The 16,372-nt window shown below is 60.5% G+C and carries 17 protein-coding genes; 16 read left to right on the forward strand and 1 reads right to left on the reverse strand.

Annotated features, from left to right (window positions below; genetic code table 11):
- Positions 1-11 precede the first annotated feature (11 nt).
- The 12 genes from HU767_RS04310 to flhB all read left to right on the forward strand — a co-directional run bounded on the left by HU767_RS04310 (position 12) and on the right by flhB (position 9,512).
- A complete protein-coding gene (locus HU767_RS04310; protein ID WP_186704670.1) occupies positions 12-317 on the forward strand; it encodes an STAS domain-containing protein in 306 nt (101 codons plus the stop codon).
- A 5-nt stretch (positions 318-322) separates the two neighbouring features.
- Positions 323-2,029: a fused response regulator/phosphatase gene (locus HU767_RS04315; RefSeq protein WP_186704671.1), complete on the forward strand. Its 1,707-nt coding sequence runs from the start codon at positions 323-325 to the stop codon at positions 2,027-2,029.
- 31 nt (positions 2,030-2,060) lie between these two features.
- The gene (locus HU767_RS04320) at positions 2,061-2,405 is read left to right on the forward strand and encodes an Hpt domain-containing protein (protein ID WP_186728619.1); all 345 of its coding nucleotides are present in this window, start codon (positions 2,061-2,063) and stop codon (positions 2,403-2,405) included.
- Between the two features lie 89 nt (positions 2,406-2,494).
- Positions 2,495-3,868: a flagellar hook-length control protein FliK gene (locus tag HU767_RS04325; RefSeq protein ID WP_186728620.1), complete on the forward strand. Its 1,374-nt coding sequence runs from the start codon at positions 2,495-2,497 to the stop codon at positions 3,866-3,868.
- Positions 3,869-4,102: 234 nt separating this feature from the next.
- On the forward strand, positions 4,103-4,609 hold the full coding sequence (gene fliL, locus HU767_RS04330; RefSeq protein WP_186704674.1) for a flagellar basal body-associated protein FliL: 507 nt from the start codon (positions 4,103-4,105) through the stop codon (positions 4,607-4,609).
- A gap of 9 nt (positions 4,610-4,618) precedes the next feature.
- Positions 4,619-5,587, forward strand: coding sequence for a flagellar motor switch protein FliM (gene fliM / locus HU767_RS04335; RefSeq protein ID WP_186704675.1), 969 nt, complete (start codon positions 4,619-4,621; stop codon positions 5,585-5,587).
- A gap of 59 nt (positions 5,588-5,646) precedes the next feature.
- Positions 5,647-6,105: a flagellar motor switch protein FliN gene (gene fliN, locus HU767_RS04340; RefSeq protein ID WP_053120289.1), complete on the forward strand. Its 459-nt coding sequence runs from the start codon at positions 5,647-5,649 to the stop codon at positions 6,103-6,105.
- Complete coding sequence (gene fliO / locus HU767_RS04345; protein WP_186728621.1) at positions 6,106-6,543, forward strand: flagellar biosynthetic protein FliO; 438 nt, start codon at positions 6,106-6,108, stop codon at positions 6,541-6,543.
- Positions 6,543-7,292, forward strand: a complete 750-nt coding sequence (gene fliP, locus HU767_RS04350; protein WP_186704677.1) for a flagellar type III secretion system pore protein FliP — start codon at positions 6,543-6,545, stop codon at positions 7,290-7,292. Before fliO ends, fliP begins: the two co-directional genes overlap by 1 nt.
- Positions 7,293-7,315: 23 nt before the next feature.
- Positions 7,316-7,585: a flagellar biosynthesis protein FliQ gene (gene fliQ, locus HU767_RS04355; RefSeq protein WP_038858957.1), complete on the forward strand. Its 270-nt coding sequence runs from the start codon at positions 7,316-7,318 to the stop codon at positions 7,583-7,585.
- A gap of 4 nt (positions 7,586-7,589) precedes the next feature.
- Positions 7,590-8,372 (forward strand): flagellar biosynthetic protein FliR, encoded by a 783-nt coding sequence (gene fliR / locus HU767_RS04360; RefSeq protein ID WP_186704678.1) that lies wholly within the window; start codon positions 7,590-7,592, stop codon positions 8,370-8,372.
- 3 nt (positions 8,373-8,375) lie between these two features.
- Positions 8,376-9,512, forward strand: a complete 1,137-nt coding sequence (gene flhB, locus HU767_RS04365) for a flagellar biosynthesis protein FlhB (protein ID WP_186728622.1) — start codon at positions 8,376-8,378, stop codon at positions 9,510-9,512.
- A gap of 61 nt (positions 9,513-9,573) precedes the next feature.
- Here the strand turns inward: flhB and HU767_RS04370 are convergent, their stop codons facing one another.
- Positions 9,574-10,635 carry an RHS repeat-associated core domain-containing protein gene (locus tag HU767_RS04370; RefSeq protein WP_186728623.1) on the reverse strand — a complete coding sequence of 354 codons (1,062 nt, stop codon included), beginning with the start codon at positions 10,633-10,635 and terminating at the stop codon, positions 9,574-9,576.
- A 479-nt stretch (positions 10,636-11,114) separates the two neighbouring features.
- Here HU767_RS04370 and flhA point away from each other — a divergent pair, with 479 nt between their 5' ends.
- From flhA to fliA, 4 genes are all read left to right on the forward strand, one after another.
- The gene (gene flhA, locus HU767_RS04375; RefSeq protein ID WP_186704681.1) at positions 11,115-13,244 is read left to right on the forward strand and encodes a flagellar biosynthesis protein FlhA; all 2,130 of its coding nucleotides are present in this window, start codon (positions 11,115-11,117) and stop codon (positions 13,242-13,244) included.
- A gap of 11 nt (positions 13,245-13,255) precedes the next feature.
- Positions 13,256-14,605 (forward strand): flagellar biosynthesis protein FlhF, encoded by a 1,350-nt coding sequence (flhF, locus tag HU767_RS04380; protein ID WP_186704682.1) that lies wholly within the window; start codon positions 13,256-13,258, stop codon positions 14,603-14,605.
- 115 nt (positions 14,606-14,720) lie between these two features.
- Positions 14,721-15,551 (forward strand): flagellar synthesis regulator FleN, encoded by an 831-nt coding sequence (gene fleN, locus HU767_RS04385; RefSeq protein WP_003184001.1) that lies wholly within the window; start codon positions 14,721-14,723, stop codon positions 15,549-15,551.
- Positions 15,548-16,291 (forward strand): RNA polymerase sigma factor FliA, encoded by a 744-nt coding sequence (fliA, locus tag HU767_RS04390; RefSeq protein ID WP_014337177.1) that lies wholly within the window; start codon positions 15,548-15,550, stop codon positions 16,289-16,291. The genes fleN and fliA overlap by 4 nt, the downstream gene beginning before the upstream one ends.
- The last annotated feature ends 81 nt before the right edge of the window (positions 16,292-16,372 follow it).

A 16,372-nucleotide genomic window follows, 5' to 3' on the forward strand; every position in this document is an offset into this window, starting at 1 on the left:
GGAAGCCGATCATGTCAGTCGTTACCGAAGTATCCCCCGATGGGCATAAGCTGACGATCTCGATCAAGGGTCGATTCGATTTCGGGCGGCATCAGGAGTTTCGTGAGTCCTATGAGCGGCTCCACAAGAAACCTGACTCCATCGTGGTGGATTTGAAAGAAGCCACCTACCTCGACAGTTCCGCCTTGGGCATGCTCCTGCTGTTGCGCGATCATGCCGGTGGCGACCAGTCGGATATCCGCGTCGTCAACAGCAGCAGCGACGTCAAGAAAATCCTCGCGATCTCCAATTTCGACAAGCTGTTCGACATCAGTTGATCGCCATGCAATCGTCGTCGGAGCCACTGACGGTCCTGATTGCCGAAGACAGCGCCGCTGATCGACTGCTGCTGTCGACCATTGTCCGCCGCCAGGGCCACCATGTGCTCACGGCGGCCGATGGCGCCGAAGCGGTCGATGTCTATCTGGAGCAGCGTCCGCACCTGGTGCTGATGGACGCAATGATGCCGGTGATGGACGGCTTCGAAGCGGCGCAGAAAATCAAACAGTTGGCCGGGGACCAGTTGGTCCCGATCATTTTCCTCACCTCGCTGACTGAGAGCGAAGCCCTGGCCCGTTGCCTGGAAGCAGGTGGCGACGATTTCCTGGCCAAACCCTACAACCAAGTGATCCTGACGGCCAAGATCAAGGCCATGGACCGCTTGCGCCGGTTGCAGGCCACGGTGGTGGAACAGCGCGACCAGATCGCCCGGCACCATGATTATCTGCTCAACGAACAACGGGTCGCCAAGGCCGTGTTCGACAAGATCGCCCACTCCGGTTGCCTGAGCGCGCCGAACATCCGTTATTTGCAATCCCCCTACGCCTTGTTCAACGGCGACCTGCTGCTGGCCGCGTTCAACCCGGCCGGCGACATGCACATCCTGTTGGGGGATTTCACCGGGCACGGCTTGCCGGCGGCGGTCGGCGCGATGCCCCTGGCGGAAGTGTTCTACGGGATGACGGCCAAGGGCTATGGGCTGGCGCAAATCCTGCGGGAGATGAATGCCAAGCTCAAACGCATCCTGCCAGTGGATATGTTCTGCTGCGCGACGCTGTTATGCCTGAGCTTCCAGCGTTGCACGGTGGAGATCTGGAACGGCGGCATGCCCGATGGTTACCTGCATGACAGCCTCAGTGGCGTGCGCACGCCCTTACCGGCGCGACACCTGCCATTGGGCGTGCTCACCCCGCAGCTGTTCGATGACCGCACCGAAGTGCATCCGATGTCGCTGGGGGACCGGGTGTTCCTGCTGTCCGATGGCGTCATCGAGACCAGTGACCGCGACGACCAGCCGTTTGGCGTGGAGCGGTTGCAGCAGGTGTTTTCGGCCAACCGTGAGCCCGACCGTCTTTTCGAGGATATCCAGCAGGCGCTGCTGGATTTTCGTGGTGAGGCCCGTGACGACTTCAGCATGGTCGAGGTGCGGCTGGTCGCTCCGACGCAACTCAATCCGCCACCACCGGTCTATTCCGATAGCGGCCAGTCCAGCCCGCTGGATTGGTCGGTGAGCTTCGAGTTCCGTGCGCAGACCCTCAAGCGCTTCAACCCGATGCCCTACCTGTTGCAGTTGCTGCTGGAGGTGCATGGGCTCAGGGCGCAGAGTGGCGCCCTTTACAGCGTCATGTCGGAGCTCTACTCCAATGCCCTGGATCACGGGGTGCTGGGCCTCGATTCGAGTCTCAAGCGTGATGCGGCGGGTTTCGCCCGCTACTACAGGGAGCGCAATACGCGCCTGGATGAGTTGAGCGACGGTTACGTGCGGGTGCACTTGCACGTTTCGCCAAACGGCGAGGGCGGACGCCTGGCCATCGAAGTCGAGGACAGTGGCGAAGGGTTCGATGTCGCCCGGGTGCTGGCACGGCCCGTGGACAGTGATCGATTGTCGGGGCGCGGCGTGAGCCTGGTTCGCCAACTGAGCCATCAGGCCAGTTGGTCAGACGATGGTCGTAGTGCGCGCGTGGAGTTTTTCTGGGAGGCTCTGGCATAATTGGGGCCATTCTTGATCAGGGAGCGAACAAGTGAACGAGATTCATCTGGACCGCGACGTGCTTAGCACGTTGAAGGAAGTCATGGAGGAGGGGTATCCGGAGTTGCTGGATACGTTTCTCAACGACTCCGAGGCTCGCCTGCGCGTGCTGCACGAAGCACGGGACGCTGAAAAACTGAGCGCTACCGCCCACAGTTTCAAGGGCAGCAGCAGCAACATGGGCGCCATTCGCCTGGCCGAGCTGTGCGGCGAGCTGGAGCAGCGTGCCAAGCAGCCGTCCTTGGGCGGCATCGAAAACCTGGTCAACGAAATCGACAGCGAATTCGCCCATGTCCGCAAGCTGTGCCGGGAAGAGCGTGAAGGTTTCCACTGCTGAGATTTGACGGTCGGGTAAAGCGTTGGCCCGTGCCTTGCATTACCTAGTCTCGACTGTACCTATGATTCCAGTACAGCGGAGACCTTTTTATGCCCGTCACCCCTAATTCATTGCTTCAGGCCTCCGTCCAGGCCAAGCCCCAGGCCGCCGTCAATTCACCGGCAGCGGCCCCGGACCTCGGGGATAGAGCCTCCAGCTTCGCTCAAGTCTTCGCCAAGCAGGCACCTGCCAAAGCCGCGGCGGCCCCTGAGCCCGTGGTGAAACCGGCGCGCGACAAGGCCGCTGACAACACCGTCAAAAAAGACGCCGGCAACGAAACCCCTGCCGCCCCGGAACCGACGGTTGCCGATAGCGGCAAACCCTTGCCCGCGGACAAACCCCCGAGCACCGACGACAAAGCGGCCAGCGATAACGATGCCGACGCGGCTGAAGCGCCGGTGGCGGATGCGGCACCGGTCGATCCGAGCCTCGACCCAGGCGCGCTGGCGGACATGGCGGTGCCGGTCGCGACAGCCCCGGCCGAACCTGCCCCCGTAGTGGTTACGGCTGAGGCTCAGGTAACGACTGCGGTCGCGGCACCGGTTGTCCCATTGGCCGCACCGGCCCAGCCTGCGGTTCCGGTCGTCGATCCAGCCTTCGACCCACAAGCCGATCCGCTCGACGCATTGCCCGCCTTGCGCTTGGCGATGGAGCAGAGCGGTCATGTTTCCGCCAGCAGCCAGGCGCAGCCCAAGAGCGCTGCCCCGGCGTCGCTCGACGGCGAGCCGACTTCAGCGCAGACCTTCGCCGCCGGCATGGCCAGCATGCTCGGCGTGCAAGCCGACCAGAACAGCACGGAGTCCGGCAGCCAGGGCGGTGACAAGGCCTTCGGCGGCTTGATCAGCGAGGGCCTCAAGGATTTGGGCGCCGCGTCCAGTGACACCCGCGTAGACGATTTCGCCAACCGCCTGGCTGCACTGACCCAGGCCGCCACGCCCAAAACCGCCAACGCGGTGCCGATCAACCAACCTATCGCGATGAACCAGAGCGGTTGGACCGAAGAGGTGGTGAACCGGGTGATGTACCTGTCCAGCGTCAATCTCAAGGCGGCCGACATCCAATTGCAGCCCGCCGAACTCGGACGCCTGGATATCCGGGTGAACATGGTGCCGGACCAGCAGACCCAGGTCACCTTCATGAGCGCCCACTCCGGCGTTCGCGAAGCCCTCGAAGGCCAGATGCATCGCCTGCGGGACAGTTTTGCCCAGCAGGGCATGGGCCAGGTCGACGTCAGCGTGTCGGACCAATCCCGTGGTTCGCAGAACCAGGAGCAGCAAGCCCAGCAGCAGGCCCGGGCGGGGCGTTCGACCTCTTCCGGTGGACCGGTGGAAGCCGGGGATGAAGCCACTGCGGCCAGCATCGCTGAAGTGGCCGCCAGCACGACCAGCGTCATCGGCACCAGCGCGGTCGACTACTACGCCTGATCCAATGACGTTTTCCCCCTGTGGGAGCGGGCTTGCTCGCGAAGGCGGTGTGTCAGTCGACATAGTTGTTAACTGACACACCGCCTTCGCGAGCAAGCCCGCTCCCACACTGGTTTATGGGGGGTCTGAAGATCGTATCTGCCCGTCATCCCAAGTGCCGACACTTCTGGCATAACACTTGCTCCAGCCTTGCCGTGCAACAGTGAAAACCCCGATTAGTGACGGATTATTGGCATGGCGAAGAGCGAAGCAGCAGCTGTAAAAGACCCTGCAACCAAAGGCAAACTCAAGCTGATCATCATGATCGTGGTGGGTTTGCTCCTGGCGATCGGCGTGTCCGTGGGGGCAACCTGGTATTTCATGCACAGCGCTCAAAGCAAACCGGCGGCGGCAGCGGCCGAAGTCGCGCCAGTGGGCAAGCAGCCGGCGATTTTCGAACCGATGGCGCCGGCCTTCGTGGCCAACTACACCGTGAACGGTCGCCAACGCTACATGCAGGTCAGCATTACGTTGCAGGGGCGCAACCAGGCTGACCTGGAAGCGCTTCGGGTCCACATGCCGCTGATTCGCAACAACCTGGTGATGCTGTTTTCCGGACAGAGTTTCGACACCCTGGCCACCCCCGTCGGCCAGGAAATGCTGCGCCAGAAAGCCACGGCCAGCGTGCAGGAAGTGGCTCAGAAAGAGCTCGGCAAAGTGGTGATCGAACAGTTGCTCTTCACTAACTTCGTATTGCAGTAGGAACACGACATGGCCGTGCAGGACCTGCTGTCCCAGGACGAAATCGATGCGCTGTTGCATGGTGTCGACGACGGTCTGGTACAGACCGAAAACGCTGCTGAACCGGGCAGCGTCAAAAGCTACGACCTGACCAGCCAGGATCGCATCGTTCGCGGACGCATGCCGACCCTGGAAATGATCAACGAGCGTTTCGCCCGGTACACCCGCATCAGCATGTTCAACATGCTGCGCCGCTCGGCCGATGTGGCCGTGGGTGGCGTGCAGGTGATGAAGTTCGGCGAGTACGTGCATTCGCTGTACGTGCCCACCAGCCTCAACCTGGTGAAGATCAAGCCGTTGCGCGGTACTGCGTTGTTCATCCTCGACGCCAAACTGGTGTTCAAGCTGGTGGACAACTTCTTCGGCGGCGACGGTCGTCACGCCAAGATCGAAGGTCGCGAATTCACCCCGACCGAGCTGCGAGTGGTGCGCATGGTGCTGGAGCAGGCCTTCATCGATTTGAAGGAAGCCTGGCAGGCGATCATGGAAGTGAACTTCGAGTACATCAACTCGGAAGTGAACCCGGCCATGGCCAACATCGTCGGGCCGAGCGAAGCCATCGTGGTCTCGACCTTCCACATCGAACTCGATGGCGGTGGCGGCGACCTGCACGTGACCATGCCGTATTCGATGATCGAGCCGGTGCGGGAAATGCTTGACGCCGGTTTCCAGTCGGACCTCGACGACCAGGATGAACGCTGGATCAACGCCTTGCGCCAGGACGTGCTCGACGTCGATGTGCCGATCGGCGCGACGGTCGCCCGGCGCCAACTGCGCCTGCGGGATATCTTGCACATGCAGCCGGGTGACATCATTCCGGTCGAAATGCCCGACGAAATGATCATGCGCGCCAATGGCGTACCGGCCTTCAAGGTCAAGATGGGCTCTCACAAAGGCAACCTGGCGTTGCAGGTGATCGAGCCGATCGAACGCCGCTGAGCGGTGTCGAATTTTTAAGTTTGCGTTTCTAACTGATTTTTGCCCGCCGAGGACAAATGATGGCTAACGATATGAACACCCAGGATGACCAGGCGCTGGCCGACGAATGGGCCGCGGCCCTGGAAGAAACCGGCGATGCCGGGCAGGCTGACATCGATGCCTTGCTGGCCGCCGATAGCGGTAACCACGGCTCCAATCGCTTGCCGATGGAAGAGTTTGGCAGCGTGCCCAAGAGCAATGAACAGGTGACGCTGGACGGGCCGAACCTGGACGTGATCCTCGATATTCCGGTGTCCATCTCCATGGAAGTGGGCAGCACCGATATCAACATCCGCAACCTGTTGCAGCTCAACCAGGGCTCGGTGATCGAGCTGGATCGCCTGGCCGGCGAGCCACTCGACGTGCTGGTCAACGGCACCTTGATCGCCCATGGCGAAGTGGTGGTGGTCAACGAGAAGTTCGGCATTCGCCTGACGGACGTGATCAGCCCGAGCGAACGCATCAAGAAGTTGCGCTGAGTGAAAGGTTTCCTCGCCGCAGCGTCGATGCTGCCCTTGAGCGTGCTGGCGGCCGAACCGGTTGCCACGGCCGCCGTTGCGCCGATGTCGGGCACGGGTATCGCCGGGCAACTGGCGCAACTGGTGCTCGGCTTGCTCCTGGTGCTGGGCTTGATCTTCTTTCTCGCCTGGTTGTTGCGGCGCGTGCAACAGGCGGGGCCGGCCGGCAAGGGCCAGGTCATCGACATCGTCGGTTCCCGCGCGCTCGGGCCGCGCGACCGGCTGGTGCTGGTGCAGGTCGGCAACGAGCAGATCCTGCTGGGCCTGAGCCCGGGCACCATCACTGCGTTGCACGTCCTCAAGGAGCCGGTACAGGTACCCTCCACCGAGTCGGCCAGCCCCGAATTTGCCCAGCGCCTCATGGAGCTGCTGGGGAAAGACCAGAAGGATAAAAAGTAATGCCGTTGCGCATTCTGTTGGCATTGGCCCTGATGCTGGCCGCACCGTTGGCGTTCGCCGCGGACCCGCTGTCGATCCCGGCGATCACCCTGGGAACCAACGCCGAAGGGGCCCAGGAATACTCGGTCAGCCTGCAGATCCTGCTGATCATGACCGCGCTGAGTTTCATTCCGGCGTTCGTCATGCTGATGACCAGCTTCACCCGGATCATTATTGTCTTTTCGATCCTGCGCCAGGCCCTGGGTCTGCAACAGACCCCCTCGAACCAGATCCTCACTGGCATGGCGCTGTTCCTGACCATGTTCATCATGGCGCCCGTGTTCGACCGGGTGAACCGGGATGCGCTGCAGCCTTACCTGGCGGAACAACTCAGCGCCCAGGATGCCGTAGCCAAGGCCCAGGTGCCGATCAAGGACTTCATGCTGGCCCAGACTCGCAGCAGTGACTTGGAATTGTTCATGCGCCTGTCCAAGCGCACCGACATCCCGAGTGCCGACCAGGCACCGCTGACCATCCTGGTGCCGGCGTTCGTGACGTCCGAGCTGAAGACCGCGTTCCAGATCGGTTTCATGATTTTCATCCCGTTCCTGATCATCGACCTGGTGGTCGCCAGCGTACTGATGGCCATGGGTATGATGATGCTCTCGCCGCTGATCATTTCCCTGCCGTTCAAGATCATGCTGTTTGTATTGGTGGATGGCTGGGCGCTGATCATCGGTACCCTGGCGGGCAGTTTCGGCGGTGTTTAGGCCTCTTGTACGGGTAGGACAATATGACGCCTGAAGTAGCGGTAGACCTGTTCCGTGAAGCGCTCTGGCTGACGACTATGATGGTTGCCATCCTGGTGATCCCCAGCCTGCTGGTGGGCTTGCTGGTGGCGATGTTCCAGGCTGCGACCCAGATCAACGAACAGACCTTGAGCTTCCTGCCGCGCCTGTTGGTGATGCTGGTGACGTTGATCGTCGCCGGCCCCTGGATGGTACAGACCTTCATGGAATACATCCTGCAGTTGTACGGCAGTATTCCGCAGTTGATCGGCTGACCCCATGTCGATGCTCGAGCTGACGGACACCCAGATCAGCACGTGGGTGGCATCGTTCATTCTGCCGCTGTTTCGCGTCACCGCGGTGCTGATGAGCATGCCGATCTTCGGCACGACACTGGTGCCAACTCGGGTGCGTTTGTACTTCGCCCTGGCGATCACGGTGGTTATCGCACCTGGGCTGCCACCGATGCCGCCGGTCAATGCCCTGGACCTCAGTGCGCTGATGCTGGTGGCCGAGCAGATTCTCATCGGTGCCTTGATGGGGTTCTCGCTGCAACTGTTCTTCCAGGCCTTTGTGGTGGCCGGGCAAATCATTTCGATCCAGATGGGCATGGCCTTCGCGTCCATGATCGACCCCACCAATGGCGTCAACACCGCGGTGATCGGCCAGTTCCTGACGATGCTGGTGACCCTGTTGTTCCTCGCCATGAACGGGCATCTGGTGGTGTTCGAGGTCTTGACCGAGAGCTTTACCACCATGCCAGTGGGTAGCGCATTGCTGGTCAATCATTTCTGGGACATCGCCGGCAAGCTCGGCTGGGTCCTCGGCGCCGCGATGGTGCTGGTATTGCCGGCGATCACGGCGTTGCTGGTGGTCAACATCGCGTTTGGCGTGATGACCCGGGCGGCGCCGCAATTGAATATTTTCTCCATCGGTTTCCCGTTGACCCTGGTGCTGGGCCTGGTGATTTTCTGGGTCAGCCTGGGGGATATCCTCAACCAGTATCAGCCGCTGGCCACCCAGGCCTTGCAGCTGCTGCGCGACATGGCACAGGCACGCTGAACCATGGCCGAGAGCGAGAGTGGTCAGGACAAGACAGAAGACCCCACGGAAAAGCGCCTGCGCGAATCCCGTGAAAAGGGCGAGATCGCCCGCTCGAAGGAACTCAACACGCTGGCGGTGATGCTGGCCGGGGCGGGTGGGTTGTTGATTTATGGCGGCGGGTTGGCCTTGGACCTGCTGGAAATCATGCGCCTGAATTTCTCCCTGCCTCGCGAAGTACTGCTCTCTCCGGGGTCCATGTCCCAGCATCTGCTGCACTCGGGCAAGATCGCGATCCTGGCGGTGCAGCCGATCCTGATCTGCCTGTTGCTGGCTGCGGTGATCGGCCCGATTTCCCTGGGCGGCTGGTTATTCGCCGCCGGAAGTCTGGCCCCCAAGTTCAGTCGGATGAATCCGGCCGCCGGCCTCAAGCGCATGTTTTCCACCACGGCGCTGATGGAGTTGCTCAAGGCATTCGGGAAGTTCCTGCTGGTTCTGTTCGTTGCGCTGACGGTGTTGCAGGCCGACATCGACGATCTGCTGCGCATCGCTCACGAACCGCTGGAGCAGGCCATTATCCACAGCGTGCAATTAGTGGGCTGGAGCACGTTGTGGATGGCCTGCGGCTTGATCCTGATTGCTGCGATCGATGTGCCGATCCAGCTCTATCAGAGCAAGCAGAAGCTGATGATGACCAAGCAGGAGATACGCGACGAACACAAGGATCAGGAAGGCAAGCCGGAGGTCAAGCAACGGATTCGCCAGTTGCAGCGCGAGGTCTCCCAGCGGCGGATGATGGCGGCGATCCCCGACGCCGATGTGGTCATCACCAACCCGACGCACTACGCTGTCGCCCTCAAGTACGACCCCGAAAAAGGCAACGCTCCCGTGTTGCTGGCCAAGGGCAGTGACTTCCTGGCACTGAAGATCCGCGAGATCGCCGTGGCCAATGAAGTGATGCTGCTCGAATCCCCGGCGTTGGCGCGATCAATCTACTACTCCACCGAACTCGACCAGGAAATCCCTGGGGGGCTGTATTTGGCTGTTGCGCAGGTATTGGCCTACGTTTATCAGATTCGCCAGCACCGCGCCGGCAAGGGCAAACGCCCCGATCCGCTGAGGGATCTGCCCATTCCGCCGGAGCTGCGACGGGATACGTGAGTTAAATTTCGCGTGTGATGACTTCTGGTCATCACCAGAGGTCTTTATACAATTCGCGCTCCTAAACAAAATACTTGTCCTTAATACTCTGGATCTCGGCGTTAACTTCATTGGTTATGGCGCTTCTAATTGATTCCATTTTTTTTGTATATAAAGAAGCTATCCATGGATTAATATCCTTGTGTCTTTTTGTTGCAAAGTAAATATGCTGTGAAATTTGTGTATGCGCTATCCATTTCCTGCTCTCGTCTATTCGTTTAAATAAGGGAGCGTAGCGTGCCAGGTCATCGGTCGCTGCTTTATATACAGCCGTAGATTGAGTTGTTGGGTAGTGGCTTAGCAGCTTGTTTTGCGCCGCCTCATGAACCAGGCGTCTTAGTAGTGAGGGGTCTTGCGGGGGAACATCGATTGAATCTATGAGAAGTTTGTCTTGATTAAAGGCTGCGTGTTGTGCCTCATTTACGCGCCTATAAATACCGCCTTCTAAATCAAGGATGCGTTGATACATCTTGTGGGCCTTATCAGCAGGAACTCCGCGTTTTGACACGTAGAAGTTGTTGATAACGACTTTTTTGCCAAATATCTTAGCAAAAAAATTTGGTAGGTGTCCTGTTGGGTCGATTTTGTTAATTGGATCTCCCAAGCAGTATGTATACGAATTCAATCCCCCCCTCCCAAATGGACTCCAACTATCCGGACTATTAAACCGCATCAAAACCGGATTGAACGCCCGATAACCATTCCCCAGCAAATAATGCCCGGTCACCGGATCCGGTCGCTGTCCATTGAAGCCGAGCAGGCTCAACAAGCCGTTGCCGATAGTTCGATTGCCGTAGGGCGAATAGGCATGGGATTGCGATTCATTGCAGGCAATGGCCTGTAGCACCGAGCGTTGTTGATCGGTCGCCAATAGTGTTGCCTGCCTTAGGTTGCCCTGAGTTTCAGTCAGGGCCAGCAGTTGGTCGCCGTGTTGAACGATTGACCGGTTGATCACACCTTCGATTTCGGTGGCCAGGCGCGATTTACAGTAGAACCGCTGGGTCGGAGCATGCGTCGCCAGCGCGTGGTGGGTGAGGCGGTCCAGTGGGTCATAGCGGTAAGTGCAGAGGCGCGTGGCTGACATGACCGAGGCTCCGTTCGGGTGAGGCTCCGTTGGATTATCGGGGTTGGGATGCAGAGGGGGAACTAGCAGAACTGTTAGGTTTGCCTGGAAAGCGACAGGCCCCGTGGCGAGGGAGCTTGCTCCCGCTCGGTTGCGCAGCGACCGCCATAACGCAGGTGTGCCTGATGTTTCGTATTCGGCTGGTTTCGGGGCCGCTTCGCGACCCAGCGGGAGCAAGCTCCCTCGCCACAAGGTGCGTAGTTTGCCTTAGGTGAACAGCATGACCCTGTGGGAGCGAGCCTGCTCGCGAATGCGGTAATCCAGTCCATGCAAATGTTGACTGACAAATCGCAATCGCGAGCAGGCTCGCTCCCACAGGGTTGAATGTGCGTCAGCCGCTCTATTTCAGTCTTCAAGAAAAGTTGGAAGGCTTCTTGCAATACCCCGTCTGCGCCCCTTCCGGGCGTCAAAAGTTTGCTTCACAGGAACGGGGAATTTTGGTGGATCGCTCTCAGTTACTCAGCTCTGCACGCAGCAATGTCGTAGACCTCAGCCGGGGTAATCTGGGCGTGCCGCTGTTGCTGCTGGTCATGCTCGCCATGATGATGTTGCCGGTGCCGCCGTTCCTGCTGGACGTGTTCTTCACGTTCAACATCGCCCTGTCGATCGTGGTGCTGCTGGTGTGCGTCTACGCCCTGCGGCCGCTGGATTTCGCCGTGTTCCCGACCATCCTGCTGGTGGCCACGCTGTTGCGCCTGGCGCTGAACGTGGCGTCCACCCGGGTGGTGATGATTCATGGCCAAGAAGGCCACGCCGCCGCCGGTAAGGTGATCCAGGCCTTCGGTGAGGTGGTGATCGGCGGTAACTACGTGGTCGGTATCGTGGTTTTTGCGATCTTGATGATCATCAACTTCGTCGTGGTGACCAAGGGCGCCGGGCGGATTTCCGAGGTGAGCGCACGTTTCACCCTCGATGCGATGCCCGGCAAGCAGATGGCGATCGACGCCGACCTCAACGCCGGCCTGATCGACCAGAGCCAGGCCAAGCTGCGTCGCCTGGAAGTGGCCCAGGAAGCCGAGTTCTACGGCTCCATGGACGGTGCCAGCAAATTCGTGCGCGGTGACGCCATCGCCGGCCTGTTGATTCTGTTTATCAACCTGATCGGCGGCATGGCCGTCGGCATCTTTCAGCACGGCATGACCTTCGGCGATGCCGGCAAGGTTTACGCCTTGTTGACCATTGGTGACGGTTTGGTGGCGCAATTGCCATCACTGCTGTTATCCACAGCCGCCGCGATCATGGTGACCCGTGCTTCGGGCTCCGAAGACATGGGCAAGCAGATCAGTCGCCAAATGTTCGCCTCGCCCAAGGCCCTGGCCGTTGCCGCCGGCCTGATGGCGGTGATGGGCCTGGTGCCTGGCATGCCGCATTTCTCCTTCCTGAGCATGGCGGCCCTGGCGGCTGGCGGTGCCTACCTGTTCTGGAAGAAGCAGAACGTGCAGAAAGTCCAGGCCCTGCAAGAGGTCAAGCGCCAGCAGGAACTGCTGCCGTCGCCGGCCCGCGCCATGGAAACCAAGGAATTGGGCTGGGATGACGTGACGCCCATCGACATGATCGGCCTGGAAGTCGGTTATCGCCTGATTCCGTTGGTCGACCGCAACCAGGGTGGTCAGTTGCTGGCGCGGATCAAGGGGGTGCGCAAGAAGCTCTCCCAGGACCTGGGCTTCCTGATGCCCACCGTGCACATCCGCGACAACCTCGACCTGGCGCCGAGCGCCTATCGCCTGACACTGATGGGCGTGATCCTGGCCGAAGCCGAGATCTACCCCGACCGCGAGCTGGCGATCAACCCTGGCCAGGTCTACGGCAGCCTCAACGGCATCACCGCCAAGGATCCGGCTTTTGGCCTGGAGGCGGTGTGGATCGAAATCAGCCAGCGGGCCCAGGCCCAGTCCCTCGGCTACACCGTGGTGGACGCCAGTACCGTGGTGGCGACCCACTTGAACCAGATTCTGTACAAGCACTCCAGCGAGTTGATTGGCCACGAAGAAGTCCAGCAACTCCTGCAAGTACTGGCCAAAGGCTCGCCGAAGCTCGCTGAAGAGTTGGTGCCGGGCGTGGTTTCGTTGTCGCAGTTGCTCAAGGTCCTGCAAGCGTTGTTGGCCGAGCAAGTGCCCGTGCGCGACATACGCAGTATTGCCGAAGCCATCGCCAACAACGCGTCCAAGAGTCAAGATACCGCCGCCCTGGTGGCCGCGGTTCGGGTCGGCGTATCCCGCGCAATCGTCCAAAGCATTGTAGGCACTGAGTCTGAGCTGCCTGTTATCACCTTGGAGCCAAGGTTGGAACAGATATTGCTCAATAGTCTGCAGAAGGCAGGACAAGGCTCGGAAGAGGGTGTTCTGCTGGAGCCAAGCATGGCCGAGAAGCTGCAGCGTTCGCTGATCGAGGCAGCCCAGCGGCAAGAGATGCAAGGCCAACCGGTGATCCTGCTGGTGGCCGGTCCGATTCGCGCGATGCTCTCGCGATTCGGACGCCTCGCGGTCCCGGGGCTGCATGTGCTGGCGTACCAGGAAATACCGGACAACAAGCAAGTGACCATCGTTGCGACAGTAGGGCCCAACGGCTGAGGTAGTGGTTTATGCAAGTGAAGCGTTTTTTCGCCGCAGACATGCGTCAGGCCATGAAACTGGTTCGTGACGAGCTGGGCGCTGAAGCAGCCATCATTGGCAACCGTCGTATCGCCGGCGGTGTCGAGCTGACGGCGGCCCTGGATTACAAATTGTCGGCGCTGGCGCCACGGGTTCCGAACATGGAACTTGAAGACGAGCTGCGCAAGACTCAATCGCGCATCGCCAGCGCCCAGGCCGAACTGAGCCTGCGCAGCAGCGAAGGCGAAGGTGCGCCGGGCACCAATCGTCAATTGTTCGCCGGTCAGCCGCTGACCGCCGGCCTGCCGTTGACCGCCGCCGAACCGCTGATGGAACAGGTCCAGGCCGAACCGCGTCGTCCAGAGCCGGCACCTGCCGCGCCAGCCCGTGGGCTTGACCCGCGCGCCCTGGACTCGATGCGCTTCGAACTCAACAGCCTGCGCGAGCTGATGGAAGTCCAGCTCGGCTCCCTGGCCTGGAACCAGCTGCAAGGCAGCCGTCCGGCCCAGGCCAACCTGTGGCGTCGCCTGCAACGCATCGGCCTGTCCGGCCCGTTGTCCCGCGACCTGCTGGCGCTGATCAATGGTATCGAAGAGCCGCGCCAGGCCTGGCGCATGCTGCTGGCGCACCTGGCACGCATGATTGCCACGCCGGAAGTCGAGCCGCTGGAAGAGGGCGGGGTCATTGCCATGGTCGGTCCTGCCGGCATGGGCAAGACCACCACCCTGGCCAAGCTCGCCGCCCGTTATGTACTCAAGTACGGCGCCCAGAGCATCGCCCTGGTAAGCATGGACAGTTTCCGCATCGGTGCCCAGGAACAACTCAAGACCCTGGGCCGGATCCTCAATGTGTCGGTAACCCATGTGGATCCGGGCCAATCCCTGGCCCAGGCGCTGGAGCCGCTGCTGCGCAAACGCGTCGTGCTGATCGATACCGCCGGCCTGCAAGCCAGCGATCCGGCCCTGCGCATGCAGCTCGAAAGCCTGGCCGGACGCGGTATCAAGTCAAAAAATTATCTCGTGTTGGCAACCACCAGCCAGAAACAGGTTCTAACCGCCGCATACCACAGCTACAAACGCTGCGGGCTGGCCGGCTGCATCCTGACTAAGCTGGACGAAACGGCAAGCCTGGGCGAGGTGTTGAGCCTGGCGATCGGTCATGAACTGCCGGTGGCCTACCTGACCGACGGGCCGCGGATCCCGGATGATTTGCATCTGCCGCGCCGTCATCAACTGGTCAGTCGTGCCGTGAGTGTGCAAATGCAGGAAGAACCCAGCGAAGAAGCCATGGCTGACATGTTCGCTGACATCTACCACAGCCCGACCAAGCAGGTCGGCTGAGGTAATCATGAATATTTTTTGTACCTACATCGATGGTCTGCCATGCATTGTTCCGTATGCGAACGCGCAGCCAGTAATGTGGCCTCCGTCTAAGAAGACAAGGTAAAGAACGAACATGGGCAGCATGCATCCCGTACAGGTGATCGCGGTGACCGGCGGCAAAGGTGGCGTCGGGAAGACTAACGTGTCAGTGAACTTGTCCCTGGCTCTGGCAGAGCTTGGCCGACGGGTCATGCTGCTGGACGCCGACCTGGGCCTGGCGAACGTCGACGTGTTGCTGGGGCTTACCCCCAAACGCACCCTGGCGGACGTGATCGAAGGCCGTTGCGAACTGCGCGACGTGCTGTTGCAGGGGCCGGGCGGGATTCGCATCGTGCCGGCTGCCTCCGGCACCCAGAGCATGGTTCACCTGACCCCGGCGCAGCACGCGGGCCTGATCCAGGCGTTCAGCGACATCGGCGATAACCTCGATGTGCTGGTAATCGATACCGCGGCCGGCATCGGCGACTCGGTCGTCAGTTTCGTGCGCGCCGCCCAGGAAGTGCTGCTGGTGGTCTGCGACGAACCGACGTCCATCACCGACGCCTATGCCCTGATCAAACTGCTTAACCGCGACTATGGCATGAACCGCTTCCGCGTCCTGGCCAACATGGCCCAGAGCCCGCAGGAAGGACGCAACCTGTTCGCCAAGTTGACGAAGGTCACCGATCGCTTCCTGGACGTCGCCCTACAATACGTCGGTGCAGTGCCTTACGACGAAAGCGTGCGCAAGGCCGTCCAGAAGCAACGTGCCGTTTATGAAGCCTTTCCACGTTCCAAATGCGCGCTGGCGTTCAAGGCGATCGCCCAGAAGGTCGATACCTGGCCGCTGCCGGCCAACCCCCGCGGGCATCTGGAGTTTTTCGTCGAGCGTCTTGTGCAACAAACAGCAGGGCCCGTGTTATGACAGCCAGCGGTTACAACCATCTCTACAAAAAATCGGCACGGGACGCCCAATACGAATTGATCGAGCGTTATGCGCCACTGGTCAAGCGTATCGCCTATCACTTGCTGGCGCGGTTGCCGGCCAGTGTCCAGGTCGAGGATTTGATCCAGGCCGGCATGATCGGCCTGCTTGAAGTGTCGAACAAATACGACGCCAGCAAGGGCGCCAGTTTCGAGACCTATGCCGGTATTCGCATTCGTGGGGCGATGCTCGATGAAGTCCGCAAGGGCGATTGGGCGCCGCGTTCGGTGCACCGCAATACCCGCATGGTCAGTGACGCGATTCGGGCAATCGAAGCTAAAACTGGGCGTGACGCTAAAGATCACGAGGTTGCGGCCGAACTCCAGTTGAGTCTCGATGATTATTACGGGATTTTGAACGATACCTTGGGCAGTCGCCTGTTCAGCTTCGACGACCTCTTGCAGGACGGCGAGCACGAAGGGCTGCATGAGGATAACGCGAGTGCTCACATGGAGCCGTCACGTGACCTGGAAGATGAACGTTTCCAGAGCGCGCTGGCGGATGCGATTGCCAATTTGCCGGAACGTGAGCGACTGGTCTTGGCGCTGTACTACGACGAAGAGCTGAACCTCAAGGAAATCGGTGAGGTCCTGGGGGTCAGCGAATCTCGGGTCAGCCAGTTACACAGCCAGTGCGCGGCCCGCTTGCGGGGCCGTTTGGGGGAGTGGCGAGCGCGCTGACAGGCAGTGTGGGGACACTGCGAGCGGGGCTGGCATGGCGTTGCCGGGTCAGTTTCCATCCGTTGTGCTCCAGACCGTTGT

This window comes from Pseudomonas sp. SWRI179, from assembly GCF_014268705.1.
GTDB lineage: Bacteria > Pseudomonadota > Gammaproteobacteria > Pseudomonadales > Pseudomonadaceae > Aquipseudomonas > Aquipseudomonas zanjanensis.

What these genes read in the sequence shown, in the direction of transcription:
- HU767_RS04310 (WP_186704670.1), top strand. Translation starts at nt 12, where the DNA reads ATGTCAGTCGTTACCGAAGTATCCCCCGATGGGCATAAGCTGACGATC.
- HU767_RS04315 (WP_186704671.1), top strand. Translation starts at nt 323, where the DNA reads ATGCAATCGTCGTCGGAGCCACTGACGGTCCTGATTGCCGAAGACAGC.
- HU767_RS04325 (WP_186728620.1), top strand. Translation starts at nt 2,495, where the DNA reads ATGCCCGTCACCCCTAATTCATTGCTTCAGGCCTCCGTCCAGGCCAAG.
- fliL (WP_186704674.1), top strand. Translation starts at nt 4,103, where the DNA reads ATGGCGAAGAGCGAAGCAGCAGCTGTAAAAGACCCTGCAACCAAAGGC.
- fliM (WP_186704675.1), top strand. Translation starts at nt 4,619, where the DNA reads ATGGCCGTGCAGGACCTGCTGTCCCAGGACGAAATCGATGCGCTGTTG.
- fliN (WP_053120289.1), top strand. Translation starts at nt 5,647, where the DNA reads ATGGCTAACGATATGAACACCCAGGATGACCAGGCGCTGGCCGACGAA.
- fliP (WP_186704677.1), top strand. Translation starts at nt 6,543, where the DNA reads ATGCCGTTGCGCATTCTGTTGGCATTGGCCCTGATGCTGGCCGCACCG.
- fliQ (WP_038858957.1), top strand. Translation starts at nt 7,316, where the DNA reads ATGACGCCTGAAGTAGCGGTAGACCTGTTCCGTGAAGCGCTCTGGCTG.
- fliR (WP_186704678.1), top strand. Translation starts at nt 7,590, where the DNA reads ATGTCGATGCTCGAGCTGACGGACACCCAGATCAGCACGTGGGTGGCA.
- flhB (WP_186728622.1), top strand. Translation starts at nt 8,376, where the DNA reads ATGGCCGAGAGCGAGAGTGGTCAGGACAAGACAGAAGACCCCACGGAA.
- HU767_RS04370 (WP_186728623.1), bottom strand. Translation starts at nt 10,635, where the DNA reads ATGTCAGCCACGCGCCTCTGCACTTACCGCTATGACCCACTGGACCGC.
- flhF (WP_186704682.1), top strand. Translation starts at nt 13,256, where the DNA reads ATGCAAGTGAAGCGTTTTTTCGCCGCAGACATGCGTCAGGCCATGAAA.
- fleN (WP_003184001.1), top strand. Translation starts at nt 14,721, where the DNA reads ATGGGCAGCATGCATCCCGTACAGGTGATCGCGGTGACCGGCGGCAAA.
- fliA (WP_014337177.1), top strand. Translation starts at nt 15,548, where the DNA reads ATGACAGCCAGCGGTTACAACCATCTCTACAAAAAATCGGCACGGGAC.